The sequence below is a fragment of the Roseibium sp. genome, assembly GCF_965233565.1.
Taxonomy (GTDB): domain Bacteria; phylum Pseudomonadota; class Alphaproteobacteria; order Rhizobiales; family Stappiaceae; genus Roseibium.
Map to the genome: position 1 here is coordinate 371,937 of NZ_OZ247494.1, position 15,236 is coordinate 387,172.

8 protein-coding genes are annotated in these 15,236 nt (G+C 59.5%); 4 read left to right on the plus strand and 4 right to left on the minus strand.

What is annotated here, in order from left to right; all coding sequences use genetic code 11:
- Positions 1-14 precede the first annotated feature (14 nt).
- A complete protein-coding gene (locus ACO6TG_RS01700; protein ID WP_422376588.1) occupies positions 15-3,311 on the minus strand; it encodes an AsmA-like C-terminal domain-containing protein in 3,297 nt (1,098 codons plus the stop codon).
- 198 nt (positions 3,312-3,509) lie between these two features.
- Between ACO6TG_RS01700 and bcp the strand changes: the two genes are divergently transcribed.
- The 3 genes from bcp to ACO6TG_RS01715 all read left to right on the plus strand — a co-directional run bounded on the left by bcp (position 3,510) and on the right by ACO6TG_RS01715 (position 6,293).
- Positions 3,510-3,977, plus strand: a complete 468-nt coding sequence (gene bcp, locus ACO6TG_RS01705; protein ID WP_422378826.1) for a thioredoxin-dependent thiol peroxidase — start codon at positions 3,510-3,512, stop codon at positions 3,975-3,977.
- Positions 3,978-4,013: 36 nt separating this feature from the next.
- The gene (locus ACO6TG_RS01710) at positions 4,014-4,850 is read left to right on the plus strand and encodes a ferritin-like domain-containing protein (protein ID WP_422376589.1); all 837 of its coding nucleotides are present in this window, start codon (positions 4,014-4,016) and stop codon (positions 4,848-4,850) included.
- Positions 4,851-5,012: 162 nt separating this feature from the next.
- Positions 5,013-6,293: a M23 family metallopeptidase gene (locus tag ACO6TG_RS01715; RefSeq protein ID WP_422376590.1), complete on the plus strand. Its 1,281-nt coding sequence runs from the start codon at positions 5,013-5,015 to the stop codon at positions 6,291-6,293.
- A 59-nt stretch (positions 6,294-6,352) separates the two neighbouring features.
- Here ACO6TG_RS01715 and prfB read toward each other — a convergent pair.
- The 3 genes from prfB to ACO6TG_RS01730 form a co-directional block, all read right to left on the minus strand.
- A protein-coding gene (gene prfB, locus ACO6TG_RS01720) for a peptide chain release factor 2 (protein ID WP_422376591.1) occupies positions 6,353-7,484 on the minus strand; the annotation gives its coding sequence in 2 pieces (ribosomal slippage) (positions 6,353-7,414 and positions 7,416-7,484; 1,131 coding nt in all).
- Positions 7,485-7,639: 155 nt separating this feature from the next.
- Complete coding sequence (locus ACO6TG_RS01725; protein ID WP_422378827.1) at positions 7,640-10,111, minus strand: penicillin-binding protein 1A; 2,472 nt, start codon at positions 10,109-10,111, stop codon at positions 7,640-7,642.
- A 203-nt stretch (positions 10,112-10,314) separates the two neighbouring features.
- Positions 10,315-11,592, minus strand: a complete 1,278-nt coding sequence (locus ACO6TG_RS01730; protein WP_422376592.1) for an N-acetylmuramoyl-L-alanine amidase — start codon at positions 11,590-11,592, stop codon at positions 10,315-10,317.
- A gap of 688 nt (positions 11,593-12,280) precedes the next feature.
- On the opposite strand from ACO6TG_RS01730, the gene ACO6TG_RS01735 reads away from it, so the two are divergent.
- The gene (locus tag ACO6TG_RS01735; RefSeq protein ID WP_422376593.1) at positions 12,281-15,142 is read left to right on the plus strand and encodes an Rne/Rng family ribonuclease; all 2,862 of its coding nucleotides are present in this window, start codon (positions 12,281-12,283) and stop codon (positions 15,140-15,142) included.
- Positions 15,143-15,236 lie beyond the last annotated feature (94 nt).

The window sequence follows — 15,236 nt, forward strand, 5'->3', positions numbered from 1 at the left end:
CTGAAACGCAGCAGCTAGTTGGACTGGAACTCGAACATCTTGCGGAAGATACCCGGGGCGATCGCGGAGATCGGGTTGACGGACAGGACTGGGTCGGACACGGATCCTGACAACTTGTAGGTCACGCCGATCAGCCCTTCCCCGGAATTGCCTCCGAGCGCAAAACCCAGCAGGGGGATCTTGGCAAAGAAGTTGTTGAGGGCATAGATCGGCACGAAAGTGCCCGTCAGGCTCATGGTCTGCTGCGCAAGATCGACGGTTCCGCTGACTGTACCTCCGAGCGCATTGCCCCGCAGAGCGCCCCGGCTGATGGTCAACTGGTCGCCTTCACGGGCGAAGTTGATCACGAGCGTGTCGAAACTTGCGCTGCCGTTTACCTCGCGTGTGCTGGCGACAGATCCGTCCTGGTTAAACTTGGACCGGTCCCGTTCGCGGATCCGCTTGATGGCGGGATCTTCGGTAATCTGCAGCGACCGGACATTGAATTCACCAACCCAGCTGTCCTCATCCGCCATCGCAACACTGAGCGATCCGGCACCGCCCTGCATGCGCTCGTAAAGATCGAGAAAGCGCAATGTCGCTCCCGTGTCTTCAAAGCGCGCATTGGCTGTTTGGGCCCCACCCTGGTCGGCAACGACGAACTCGAATTTCGAACGTCCGTTCACCAACCCTTTCAGGTCAGCGGACATCAGTCCTTTTGCACCGGTTTCTACCTGACCGCTGAACTGGTTGATCGACTGATTGTTGAAACCGGTCACCCTGTCGATGGTCGCAGCAATCCGGGCGCCTTCGGAAAAATCACCGGCCCCTTTGCTGCCTCCGGGGTCACGCATATTGCGAACCAGACCGCGGCCGTCAAAGGACTCGCCTGTGAATATGATGTCGTAACGGCCGTCGGAAGCCTTCTGGATTTCAACTTCAACATTGTCGCCGGGACGCAGCCGGAAAGTGTCGAAGGAGGCGCTGACGAGGTCGCCCGTCTCGGACAGGTTCATGTTGCCGGCAACATTGACGCCCTCCGAGGACAACCTGAAGCCCTGGATCTTTCGGTCAGTTTCCGTCTCAACCAGCCGGAAGGACGCAGTTGCCGGAACACCCTTGGCTTTCTGCCAGCCAAGCGCCTTCAGGCGCAGATCGGTCTGTTTCAGATCGATTACGAAATCCTGTCCCTCGGCCGCCTTCGCGACGCTCAAGGTCATGGCGCCGTCCAGAAAGGCAGTCAGGTCGATGCCCTTGTCCTTCAGCTGGTTGGCCGTGACCCTGACAACGACATCCTGCCGGGCGGCAATTCCGGATTCTCCCAGCGGCACGACAAGGTCAATGTCCGCCTTCAGGCCATCCAGGATACCCCGGCCCGTGATCGCGACCTGGTCACGGTCTGCGACCAGTGAAAGGTCCGCGTTGGCCACGGTATGGCCCAGGATCGGATTTGCATCCGTGAAATCGGTCAGGTCGCCGGTTGCCTGCCAGTCGATCTTGGCGATATCGATCGTCTTTTCGAGCGGAAAACTTGCTGCAATATCGAGTTTTCCGTCTCCCTCGACCCCACCTGCCACAAGACCGGCCTTGTCGAGGATCTTGAACGGGGCACTATTGATTACGGCGCCGAGGTCAAGAGCTGCTGCCTCGATCCTCGTAGAAATCTCGGCCAGTTTCCCGTCCCGCAGTGGCAGTTTCAAAATCTTGAAGACCGCCTGCGGCACTTCTACGAGACCACCCGTGGACGCCGTCGCCTTGCCGTCCCGCGCCGTTACAGTCAGTGTCTCATCCTGGACAACAAGCGTGCCGTTGAGGCCACTGACTTCCGGCACATCGCCGACCGGCGTCACGGCCGCATCGGAAAATGTCATGTCCATGCGCATATCGTTGCCGGACCAGCCAGGATTGGGATCGCGGTGATCAAATGCCGGCGGGCGGACCGCCCCGGTAAAGGAGACCTTTTCGATCAGGCCGGCCTTGAGCCGTTCATTGACCCATTTTCGCGCCGGCGGCACGAGAGTGATCGGCCAGAGCTGCTTGGCAACGGCGACCGGGATCTGCTCGCCTTCGGCGGCCAGCGCGAGGTACGGTCCCTCAGGAGTTATCTCAAGATAAGCCACTCCATGGGCGACGGCTTTACCTGACCGGGCGGTAAACCTGTCGATGGACAGGAGCCGCTCTTGCGTATCAAAGCGCGCCCGGACCTGAATGCCGTCCATCATGTGGGGGGCTTCCGGTACGTCCGCCGATCCGAATTGCGGATTTTCAGAATCCAGAAAGATCTTCCATTCGGAACTGTTGCCCTCCACGGGAGCGATTACCCCGTTCAGGAAGATTCGCGTGTTTCCACGAATGATATGCGACTTGGTGATCTCTATATCGTTGCGCCCCTGGCGGAACAACAAAGACACCGCCGCATCGTCAAACGCGACAAGCGTTTTGCCCATCTGGAACCAGCCGTTGCGGACACGAGCAACGGCATTTGCAGTCAGAAACTTTCCGTCTGCTGTCAGCCGGCTTTCAATTTTGGCCGAGGCCGGCAGTCCAAACCCCTTGCCTTGCGCTACATTCGCATCAGGTCCCAGCAGTTCGGCCAATGTAATTCCGTTGACAACGACACCGATATTTTTTTGGTTGCCACCCTCAGGAGCACTGCGGGCCAGCTCCATACGCCAGGTCGAGACATTTCCGGTCACTTTGGCGTAAACCCTGACCGCCCTGTTCTCGTTTCGGAAGATGTCGGCATCGATGCCTTCGAAGCGCCGGAGCGATTTGCCGGACAGGTCCACGGAAGCGTTGCGGATGCGCACAAAACGTAAGGCGCGGCGGGCAAACTGGTCGTCAATGACATCGCTGACTTGATCGATCGCTTCCATGAGAGGTTCCATCTCCGGAACCTTTGCCGGGCCGCCGGGCAGCTCCACGCTGACCTCCGGGTCTTTCAGATCAAGCCAGCTAAAGTGGATATTTCCGCCAAGAAGTGCATCCCTGTCGAGCGGAGCGATCAGTTCCGGCAGACGAATCCTGACGGGAGAAGCGCCGCCAATTTCCGCCTCCACATCCGAAATCAGGACGATGATTCCATCCGGGGCGGTAAAATCTAGGCTCGCGTGGGCGACAGAAAGCTGCACCGGTCCGCGCGTTCCCTGGTGAGCCAGAAGACTGCCCAGCAGGGGGACCCGAACAGGCCCGGAAGCAAACAGCGCAACGAGCCCGGCGACCACGGAAACGAGAAGCACAGCGACCAGCCATCGCAAACGCAGACGCCTGCGTTTTTGCGGCCCGGTCTTTTCTGCAGCTCCTAATTCGCCCTTTTGTGGCAAATCCGTCAATCCAGTTCTCTGCCTGCATGCGTAAAACAGGCGTTTCGGTTTGATTCAAAACGGGACTTTGCGCTAACCCTTCGCAACCCTACGTGAGTCGCTCATCTTTTCATGATACCGCGATTGGACCAGAAAAAGCGACAGCGGCGGTTCGGGAAGCAACGCAAACCGGCATTAACGCACAAACTTTGACAGAAGGAAGGCATGATGAGCGAATTGGCCATTGGAGACAGCGCACCGGATTTTGATCTTGAAGGCAATGGTGGCGAGCGCGTTGCACTCAGTGCCCTGAAGGGAAAACCCGCCGTGGTCTATTTTTATCCCAAGGACGACACCCCGGGCTGCACCAAAGAAGCAATTGCTTTCACCGCGCTTCACAAGGATTTCGACGGTCTCGGCATCACCATCATCGGACTCTCGCCCGATACTGCGGCCAAACATGACAAGTTCACTGCCAAGCATGATCTTAATCTTCGCCTCGGAGCAGACACGGAGACAAGCACTGCGCAGGCCTATGGCGTCTGGGTGGAAAAAAACATGTATGGCAAGAAATACATGGGCGTGGAACGCTCAACCTTTCTGGTGGACGCGGACGGAAAAATCGCCCAGATCTGGCGCAAGGTGAAGGTTCCGGGCCATGCCGAAGCGGTCCTGGAGGCAGCCCGAGCCCTCTGACGACGAAGCCTGACAGGCGATCCAGGATCCATGACCATGCAATCATCTGAAGAAACCTGTCCGGCGTCCAGCCTTGTCGCCGGCGCGCGGACGATCGTGGCCTCTGACGATACGTCTGAAAAAGTCCGTCTTGCCTACACCGTGTCCAAGGCATGGTTTCAGCGCCAGCTCGCACTCGGGTCTCCTTCGAAAGACGGCCCTATGCCCGATCGGCCGGGCCGTCCATGCAAACCGGAGCTGCGGGCGCCCAGGGATATGCCCAAACGCAGCCTGACCGGCACCGCAGGCAGACTGGCGCTGATCCATTCGCTCGCGCATATCGAGCTCAACGCCGTCGATCTCACGTGGGACCTGATCGGTCGTTTTGCCGCTGTGCGCCTGCCGAGGTCCTACTATGACGACTGGGTGCGGGTCGGACTGGAAGAAGCGAAGCATTTCGCCATGCTACAGGACCGGCTTGCCAGACTTGGCGCACGTTATGGCGACCTGCCCGCCCATGACGGACTGTGGCAGGCGGCGCAGGACACCGGCCATGACCTGGCCGCCCGTCTGGCGATCATTCCCCTTGTCCTGGAAGCCCGCGGTCTCGACATCACGCCCCCGATGATCGAAAAGGCCCGTTCGATCGGCGACGAGGATACCGCCAAGTGTCTCGACATCATCTACCGGGATGAAAAGAACCACGTTGCCTTTGGCGCAAAGTGGTTCCGATTCTTGTGTGACCGCCAGGGAATCAGGCCCGAACCGGCCTTTCATGAGTATGTCAGACGTCATTTCCGCGGGGCCCTGAAGCCCCCCTTCAACGACCGCGCGCGTTCGGAAGCTGGGCTAACCCCCGGTTTTTACAAGCCTCTTGCGCCTCTCGTTGGGTAATTTGCGATACGATGAAGACGATTTATTAACCTTACCAAATTCTAATCAGACTCAGTTCTCATGCAGAATGCAGACAGTGACTGAGTGATGATGCAACAGCGCCAAGAAAAGACGCAGACCTATCAAGCCCCCCGGGCAGCCACGCAAGACGCGGCGCTCGGAATGGCGGCGAAAAAAACCACCTATACGATGCGGCCCGTGCATCTGATTTGTGGCGCCCTGGCTTGCGTGGCGACCACCCTCGCCGTTGCCGGAACAGTCGGCTACTACATGATGCGCAATGACCTGATCGCGGAAGCCAGCGCAGAGCGCACGGAACTTGTGCTGGAATACCAGAACCACATCGACCGTCTTCGGGCCGAAATCGAGACGCTGACAAGCCGGCAGATGGTCGATCGGGAAACGGTTGAGATCCAGGTCATGGACGTGCTGCGCCGTCAGCATGATCTCAGCCAACGCCATGCCATCGTCACCGATCTCGTGGCCAGGGCCGAGAGCGTTGGTATCTACCTGAGCAAAGACAAGCCGCTACCTCCTCAGAAACCGTCGCTGGATTCCCGTGGGCTGGCAGCTCTGGATGGCAATGACAGCACGGCGATTGGCGGCGAGAGCGAGTTGATCGACGAGCCGGTCAAGGCGCTCGGTCTGCGTGACGGCGCAAGCAAGAGTTTTGACCCGCTCACTATCTTGCAACAGCCCATCTCCGGTGAGGCAGGCGTGCCGGATGCGTTAAAAAAAAACTCTGAAAAGCAGGCCGCTCTCGACGCAATAAAAGCCAATATTTCCGAGATGGACGTGGAAAGCACCGCGGCCGTTGATGCAATCACTGTGGCCACCGAAAGCCGCATCGAGGAAATTCTCGGCATTACAAGTGCAATCACCCCCGGCGTAAACAAGGCCCTGCGCAAACAATCCGCGCTCGGTGGCCCGTTTCAGCCCATCACCGAAGAGAATTTTCCTGACCGGCTGGAGCGTGCCAATGCCGCGTTGACCGCCTTGCGCCGCGTGAAATTTACCGCCTTGAGACTGCCGATCAAACGGCCGATCCGAAACGGCTCGGTCTCCAGCAGCTACGGACCACGCGTCGACCCGTTTCTGGGACGTCTTGCCATGCATACCGGCATCGATTTCAAGGCCCCCTACGGCGCCCGCGTCTTTTCCTCTGCCCCGGGCACTGTGCTCAGTGCAAAGTGGAAGGGCGGCTATGGCAAAATGGTCGAGATTCGCCACGCCAACGGATTTGTGACGCGTTATGCCCATCTGAGCCGCATTCAGGTGGCTGAAGGCGATCACGTCCTGGCAGGTGATCTGATCGGCAATGTCGGTTCAACCGGTCGCTCCACCGGGCCGCATCTTCACTATGAGGTGCGCCGCCACGACAAGCCGAGCAATCCCGCGAGTTTCCTGTCCGCAGGTGAAAAGCTGGCCGAGCTCGCCCTTTAAGGGGCAAATGAAAACGGGGCCAATCGGCCCCGTTCTCTTGTTGGCATTTCCCTGCAAAGTCAGTCGATATCCTCGACCTCGACCGGGTCTCCGCCAAACACACGCTGCGCCAGCGACGCTTCCATGAACTTGTTCAGATCACCATCCAGGACATCGCCCGGCGACGTGCTTTCCACGCCGGTCCTGAGATCTTTTACAAGCTGGTAGGGTTGCAGGACGTAAGACCTGATCTGGTGCCCCCAGCCGATATCGGTCTTGGACGCCGCTTCGGCGCTCGCCGCCTCTTCCCGCTTCTTCAGCTCGGCCTCGTAAAGGCGGGCCTTCAGCATGTTCCAGGCCGTTGCCCGGTTCTTGTGCTGTGACCGCTCGGACTGACACTGAACCACGATACCTGATGGCTGGTGCGTGATGCGGACTGCCGAGTCGGTCGTGTTCACGTGCTGACCGCCGGCGCCGGACGCACGGTAGGTATCGATCCGGCAATCGCTTTCGTTAATGTCGATTTCGATGGAATCATCGATCACCGGATACACCCAGGCACTGGAGAAGCTGGTGTGCCGGCGGGCGTTGCTGTCATAGGGCGAAATTCGGACAAGACGGTGAACGCCCGACTCGGTCTTCAACCAGCCATAGGCATTTTCACCCTTGACCAGCAGGGTCGCCGATTTGATGCCGGCTTCTTCGCCATCCTGGTATTCCAGCACTTCAACCTTGAAGCCGCGCTTCTCCGCCCATCTGCGATACATGCGCAGCAGCATTGAGGCCCAGTCCTGGCTTTCGGTCCCGCCTGCGCCAGAGTGAATTTCCAGATAGGTATCGTTGCCATCGGCCTCCCCGGACAGAAGCGACTGCAACTGCAATTCGCCCACCTTGTCCTTCAGGCCCCGCAGCGCGCCCTCGGCGTCTTCGATGACGGACGTGTCGTCCTCCATCTCGCCAAGTTCGATCAGCTCGATATTGTCGGCCAGATCCTGCTCCAGCGCCCTGACACCACTGATGCCGTCATCGAGCTGCTGGCGTTCGCGCATCAGCTTTTGCGCCTTGCTGGGATCATTCCAGAGTTCCGGGTCCTCGGACAGAGCGTTCAGTTCTTCCAGACGGACAAGAGCCTGATCCCAGTCAAAGATGCCTCCTCAGCAGGCTTATGGCCTGCTTGATTTCATCGACGATCGCTTCCATCTCGGCGCGCATCGGATACCTCGCTTGTTTTCGGGATTGGGTCCGTCCGCTTTTCTCAAGCTGCCGGGCCGCAAATTGGAGCGGGACATTACCCGCGCGGGCTGTCCCTGTAAACAGATGAGGCGGCGGCCTGCAGAACAGGCCGCCGCCTCACGGATATCAGTTTGTCAGTAGAGGCCGCTGGTCCCCTGGAAGACCGCTCCGGCCGCTTCCGGGGAAACGGAAGTCGGAACACCCATCGAACTCTGGAAATCAATCACCGAGTAGCTGTCATTCGGCGCCATGCCCGGCTTGAAGGCTTCCAGAATCGCGCCTGGTGTTCCAGGCGTTGCCCGCTGCCCTGTGCCTCGATTGATGGCAATCAGCTGCAGGCCCCTGGGCACACGGAATTCGACAGGCGGTTTGTCGGCAAGGGCCTGCTTCACGAATTCCGTGAAGATCGGGGCAGCGACCTGCCCGCCCGTTGCCCCGCGCCCCATTGGCTTCGGATTGTCATAGCCGACAAAGACACCGACGGCGAGGTCGGGCGTGAAGCCCATGAACCAGGCGTCCTTTTCATCATTGGTGGTACCGGTTTTCCCGGCAACCGGACGGCCAACGGCGCGCACACGCGTGGCGGTACCACGTTGCACAACACCTTCCATCATCGATGTGATCTGATAGGCCGTCATCGGATCAAGCACTTGTTCGCGATCATCGATGAGGGTCGGTTCTCCCTGGCCGCTCCAGGAGTCCTGGGTGCAACCATCGCAAATACGGCTGTCATGTTTGTAGATCGTCCGGCCATACCTGTCCTGGATCCGGTCGATCAGGGTCGGACGGACCTTCTTGCCCCCGTTGGCAATGGTCGCATAGGCGGTAGTCAGCCGCAGGACGGTGGTTTCCCCTGCCCCCAGCGACATGGATAGAACCGGCAGCATATTGTCATAGATGCCGAACCGCTTGGCATATTCGGCCACGAGCGGCATACCCATGTCCTGTGCAAGCCGGACGGTCATGACGTTCCGCGACAATTCGATCCCGGTGCGCAAGGTCGACGGGCCGTAAAACTTGCCGCCATAGTTCTGCGGCCGCCAGGTGCCGAGCCCCGGCCCCTGGCTGATCTCAAGCGGCGCATCCATGATCACCGAAGACGGGGTATAGCCGTTGTCGAGGGCTGCGGCATAAAGGAAAGGCTTGAAGGAGGAACCCGGCTGGCGATAGGCCTGCGTGGCTCGGTTAAACTCGCTCTGTGCAAAACTGAAACCGCCGACAAGGGCCAGAACGCGACCGGTATAGGGATCCATGGCGACCAGCGCGCCGGAAACCTTCGGGATCTGACGCAGTTCGAATGTGCCGGGTGCGACGCTGCTTTCCTGAACATAGACAACGTCCCCCGGCGCCAGCACGTCGGAAACCGTGTTTGGCGCCCGGCCGTTGACCCGAGCCCATTTCATGGTCTCCAGAAAGAGCGGGCCGGACTTGCGTTCATCGGACAACTGGCCACTGACCAGTGTCTCAGGCTGAACACCGACCTTGGCCTGATCGCTGCCGCTTTCAAGAACGACGGCAAGCCGCCACTCGGGCAGATCGCTCAACGCTTCGATTTTGGCAAGATCCACGCCCCAGTCTGCGCCAAGCGTGATCCTGTCGACAGGACCGCGCCAGCTGCCACGTTGATGATCAAACTTGATCAACCCGTCCATCAGGGACTTGCGGGCAATTTTCTGCAGTTCTGGATCCAGGGTCGAGCGCACGGAAAGACCACCTTCATAGAGGCGCTTGTCACCGAAGATCTCTGCGACTTCGCGGCGGACTTCCTCGGTGAAATATTCAGCGGCAAACAGCCGGGAACCGGTTTCGCGCGGCTTGACGACGATCGGTTTCTGCTTGGCTTCCTCGCCCTCTGCCGTGGTGATGTAACCGTCGGCCATCATGCGATCGAGCACGTAGTTGCGCCGGGCAACGGCTGCTTCGGTTTTGCGGTACGGATGATAGTTGTTGGGCGCTTTCGGCAACGCGGCCAGGTAGGCGATTTCTTCTAGGCTCAGCTCATGCACCGACTTGTCGAAATAGATCAGTGACGCCGCCGCGACCCCGTAGGCGCCGAATCCGAAATAGATCTCGTTGAGATAAAGCTCGAGGATCTCGTCCTTGGTATAGGCCTGCTCGATGCGCAGCGACAGGATGGCTTCCTTCACCTTGCGCTCATAAGCTGCCGAACGGCGCCGCCGCTCCTCACTTACGAGGTCGGACAAGAGAAAGTTCTTCGCGACCTGCTGGGTGATCGTCGATGCACCCTCCGGCCGACGGCCCGACCCGTAATTCTGGACGAAGCGCACGGAGGCGCGGGCGATGCCCTCCGGGTCCACCCCGATATGCTTGTAGAAATTCTTGTCTTCCGCCGCGATGAAGGCTTCCTTCACCTGATCGGGAATGGCCTGGATCGGCAGAAACATACGGCGCTGCGTTGCATACTCCGCCATCAGGCTGCCATCTGCGGCGTGAACGCGGGTCATCACCGGCGGCTCGTAATTCTTCAGAGCGGTGTAGTCCGGCAGATCTTCGGAAAGGGTCTGCAGATACATCCAAACGCCGGCCGCAATCAGAAGCGCGAAGACCGCACCGATCCCGAACAGATAGCCAAAAAACTTCACCAAGAATTTCATACCGCGGGCTCGTCTTTCCCCGTCTTGCGAGCAAATCTGCTCTGCCACTTCCAGTTCTTAACACGGAAACCTGAACTCGGCACGTTCAGATGCCGGTCCTTGCACAAACTTATGCGTCTTCCTCTTGCAGCAATATGGCGATGCTGAGGCAAAGGCACTGCCCCCAGGCGATTCTGCGTGACGGCCAGGGACTTTTACTGCGAAGGTGTTTCCGGCTGGCGCGCCAGACGCGGCCGGAAGAACGCGTGGATCGCCTCATTCATCGCATTGGCCATGCGTTCCCGCCATTCGTCCGATATCAGCAGTTTCTCGTCGTGTTCGTTGGACAGATATCCAAGTTCCACGAGCACGGAGGGCACGTCATGCGCCTTCAGCACACGGAAACCTGCAGAACGATGAGGATTGTTGATCAGCCTGACCGCACTCTCCAGCTCACTCACCAGCGTTCGCGCAAAATAGACCGAAAACGATCGTGTTTCGCGCCGTGCCAGGTCCAGAAGGATATCGGTCACTTCCGTTGGTTCCTCGTCGAGCTCGACCCCGGCAATCACGTCGGACATGTTTTCCGATTCGGCGAGATCCTGAGCCAGCTGGTCGGAAGCCTTGTCGGAAATCGTATAAACGGTCGCGCCGCGTGCAAATTTCTGCCCCCGACGCACCGAGTCGGCATGGATCGAGATGAACAGGTCCGCTGCCAGCTCGTGGCCAATTTCAACGCGGCGCGCCAGCGACACAAACGTGTCATCGCTCCGGGTAAGTTCAACTTCATAAAGGCCGGTTTCGTCCAGCTTCTCTTTCAGAAGCAACGCGAAATCGAGCACAATCGCCTTTTCCAGCGTGCCGTGAACGCCGGTTGCCCCCGTATCGATGCCGCCGTGACCGGGATCCAGAACAATCAGCGGCTTGACGCGATTCTTTTCGGCCGTCAGCCGGTCGCTCTTCGGCGCGGAATTCTGCGCCTGCGCTTCCGGCGTGCTTCTCGATGCCTCTACGAATGCTGAAAAGGCATCCGGCGAGGTCTTGACCAGATCCACAACCAGGCGCGCCGGCTGGTCGTCCACGGCAGGCAGGAAAAAAGTTTTGTCAACCTTGGCCGGACCGGAAAGGTCCATGACTATTCTCGACTTTCCGAGCGCAAACAAACCGAAGCGCCAATCGGAGACCAGTCCGCGCCCCTCCCGTCCCGCTTCGCTTGGTATGGAAAAAACGACTTCCGGAAGGTCGATGATCAGCCGGTAGGGATTGGCGAGCCCGGAAATCGCCGGGGAAACCTGACGATCCATATCAAGCACGAATCGTGTCCGGCTCTCGTCACCGGCCACGCGGGCACCGGTCACAACCGGTTTGGCCGTTTCAGCCACGGCGACGTGAGACAAGCTGCCAAACATGCAGAACAACACTGACAGGCAGATCACCAAGGCCTTTGCCAGCGACGCCTTCATGCGCAAGTCACAGCCTGTTAGCGGCTTCATTCCGTTTACCAATTCGATTCTTCCGGCCATATTGCTTGTCTACTGCCCGGTTTCGTCCCCGCAGCGCCTGTCATACGCGAACTACAACGACAGGAAAATGCCTTATCCAATTCACATTGCTTGCATTGCGACGCTCCGGATCGTAATAGTACCTTACGGATTTCGGTTCGATACCGATACCTTCCCAGATGGCGGACATGGGTACCTATCCACAACGTCATTGCATTCCAAGGCCTGCGAACGACAGGACAGAGGCCGTTCTGACGGTTGAATTGAAGGACCTGGAAGGCAGCGGACAAGGTAGCGGTATCTGTTTGAGACCGCCCCGCCTCGCGACGTAATGCCCTGAAACAGATGGCAGTTTTTCCGGCGAGGTACGCGGCGGACAAGAACGGATGACCCCTTCCGCGACCGGACGCAGCTCAGGCAATGAAGCCGAACTGCAGACCGGCTTGGTACAACGACTTAACTCAAGGGCCTGCGTTGCCCCGAAGGACCCGCGCGATGCACATGGTGATCGACATATTGCAAGGAACGGCACCAGCGGCCGCTTGCGTTGATCATACGACCGCGCCGGGCGCAGACGCCCTTTCTCATCTTAGCAAAACCAGTACGGCAGCCATCCTCCTTTCGGGCGATGCGCGTTTTGCATACGCGCCCATGAGCGCTGCCGTGGAGACGTTCAATAATGGCAAACAAAATGCTGATCGACGCGGGCCACCCGGAAGAGACCCGGGTCGTCGTCGTGCGTGGCAATCGGGTTGAAGAATTCGACTTTGAAGCAGCAAATCGGAAACAGCTGCGCGGGAATATATATCTAGCAAAAGTCACGCGGGTCGAGCCATCGCTCCAGGCCGCTTTCGTGGAATATGGCGGCAATCGCCACGGCTTCCTCGCTTTCAGCGAAATCCACCCGGACTACTACCAGATCCCGGTCGCCGACCGCGAGGCCTTGCTTGCGGCCGAAGCTGCCGATCGTCAGCGCGATGATGCTGAAGCGGAGGAAAAGCCGAAGCGCCGCCGCCGCTCGCGCGCTGCGAAAAACGAATCGACCGAGACGGTCGCCAGCGAGAAAGTTGAAGGTTCCGCCGACGAAGCTGAACAGAGTGACGCAGCAGAAGACGCTGTTGTTGCTGCAGACGCGTCGCAGACAGCCGAAACGCCGGATCCGGCGCAAGCCGACGCAAGCAGTACTGAAGACGAATCGTCTTCCGACACGCCCACCGATGAAGAAGGCCTGAGCGCTCGCGCCCCTGATGCCGACGGTGAAGAGGCGGACGTTGAAGAGGCAGGTGACGACAGCGACGAGGCGGACGCATCGTCGGATGAAGTCGAATCCGAGGGCGAGTCTGAAGAAGAAGTCGCACCGGTGCGCAGCAGAAGCCGCCGCCGCCGCCGGAAGTCCGAGGATGACGAAGACAGCGATAACGATGAAGACGCGGTCGAATCCGTCGGCGCCGAAGACGCAATGGAAGAGGTTCCTGAGCGCATCGTGCCGCCGCGCAAACAGTACAAGATCCAGGAAGTCATCAAGCGCCGCCAGATCATTCTGGTTCAGGTCGTTAAGGAAGAACGCGGCAACAAGGGTGCTGCCCTGACCACCTACCTGTCCCTGGCTGGCCGCTATTCGGTGCTGATGCCGAACACCGCCCGTGGCGGCGGCATTTCCCGAAAGATCACCCAGCCGACAGACCGCAAGCGCCTGAAAAAGATCGCTTCAGAACTGGACGTGCCGGAGGGCATGGGCGTCATCCTGCGCACCGCGGGCGCCAGCCGGACCAAGGCCGAAATCAAGCGTGATTTCGAGTACCTGATGCGGCTTTGGGAAAATGTGCGCGAACTGACGCTGAAATCCAGCGCGCCAAGTCTCGTCTACGAGGAAGGCAGCCTTGTCAAGCGCTCCATCCGTGACCTTTACAACAAGGACATCAATGAAGTCCTTGTGGCAGGTGACGAAGGTTACCGCGAGGCCAAGGACTTCATGCGCATGCTCATGCCGAGCCATGCCAAGAACGTCCAGCCTTATCGCGATCCCTCGCCTCTCTTCATCCGCTATGGCGTAGAGCCGCAGCTGGATGCCATGTTCTCGCCCCAGGTGACGTTGAAATCCGGCGGCTACATTGTCATCAACCAGACCGAGGCTCTGGTGTCGATCGACGTGAACTCGGGCAAGTCCACCCGGGAGCACAATATCGAGGACACCGCGCTGCAGACCAACCTGGAGGCGGCCGAAGAGGTCACCCGCCAGCTGCGCCTGCGCGATCTGGCCGGTCTGGTCGTGATCGACTTCATCGACATGGAGGAGTCGAAAAACAACCGGGCCGTCGAGCGTCGGCTGAAAGACTGCCTGAAGAACGACCGGGCGCGTATCCAGGTTGGCCGGATCTCACATTTCGGCCTGCTTGAAATGTCGCGTCAGCGCATCCGCACCGGCGTCCTGGAAAGCTCGACCACGCCTTGCCCGCATTGTCAGGGCACCGGCATGATCCGCTCTGTGGAGTCGGTTGCGCTGCACGTCTTGCGGTCCATTGAAGACAATCTCCTCAAGGGCGCATCGCATAACCTGATCCTGCGGACGACCACCCAGGTTGCGCTCTACATCCTGAACCAGAAACGCTCCAACCTGGTCGATCTTGAAACCCGGTTTGCGATCGAGATCGAAGTCCATGCGGACGATATGGTCAACGGTCAGCTTTATGTTCTGGAACGCGGCGCGCCGGTTGACCGCGACCGGTTCCCGGCCCCCTCGCCGACCGTACAACCCGACACGATCGAGATCATCGACGAGGAAACCGAACAGCCCGACTATCAGGAAGCCGCGTCCGAGGACGAAGGTGAAGGCGAAGGTGACGGCCGCCGGCGTCGGCGTCGGCGCAAGCGCCGCAGAGGCGGTAGCGACGGCCAGCAGGACAATGGCGACACCAAACAGGCAGCTGCCGAGGATGGTGACGCGGATGCTGAGGCACAGCCGCAGGAAGCCCGCTCTTCGGACGACGAAGCAGGTGACGACGAACCCCGCCGCAAGCGGCGTCGGGGCCGTCGGGGTGGCCGCCGTGGGCGCCGCAATGGTGAAGGTGAAGGCGAGACGCTTGCATCTGAAGCTGGCGAGGAGCAGACCGCCGAAGCTGACGGCAGCGCTGAAGCCGATGGCGAGCAACAGGTTGACGGCGAAGCTCAGGTGACGGAAGCCGAGGCCTCTGACGGTGAAGACGTCAGCGCATCTGCCCCGGTAACCGCGGAGGAAGACCCCGCGCCGGTTGAAGAAACACCCGTCGATCCGGCTGAAACGCAATCGACTGAAGAGCCGGTGGCTGCCGAGATGGACGGGGAAGCCGAAATCGCAGCCGAAAGCGATAGCGAAACCGGAACCATCGTTGTCGATACGCCGACTTCCGAACAGCCTGTTGCCAACGAAGCAGCGGAAGAAGAAGAGCCACAGCAGCCCTCCGCCCCTGCGGAACCGGTGGTGACAAGCGAAACCTCCGGTGAAGCGCAGGAAGACAAGCCGAAGCGCGGCGGATGGTGGCAACGCGGCCGCTCGTTCTTCTAGGATCTGTATCCATCAGTCAAAAAGGCGGCCAGTGGCCGCCTTTTTTCTTGCGCGGAAACAAGTGAATGGCGAGCGATGGTGATTGCGACCGGCT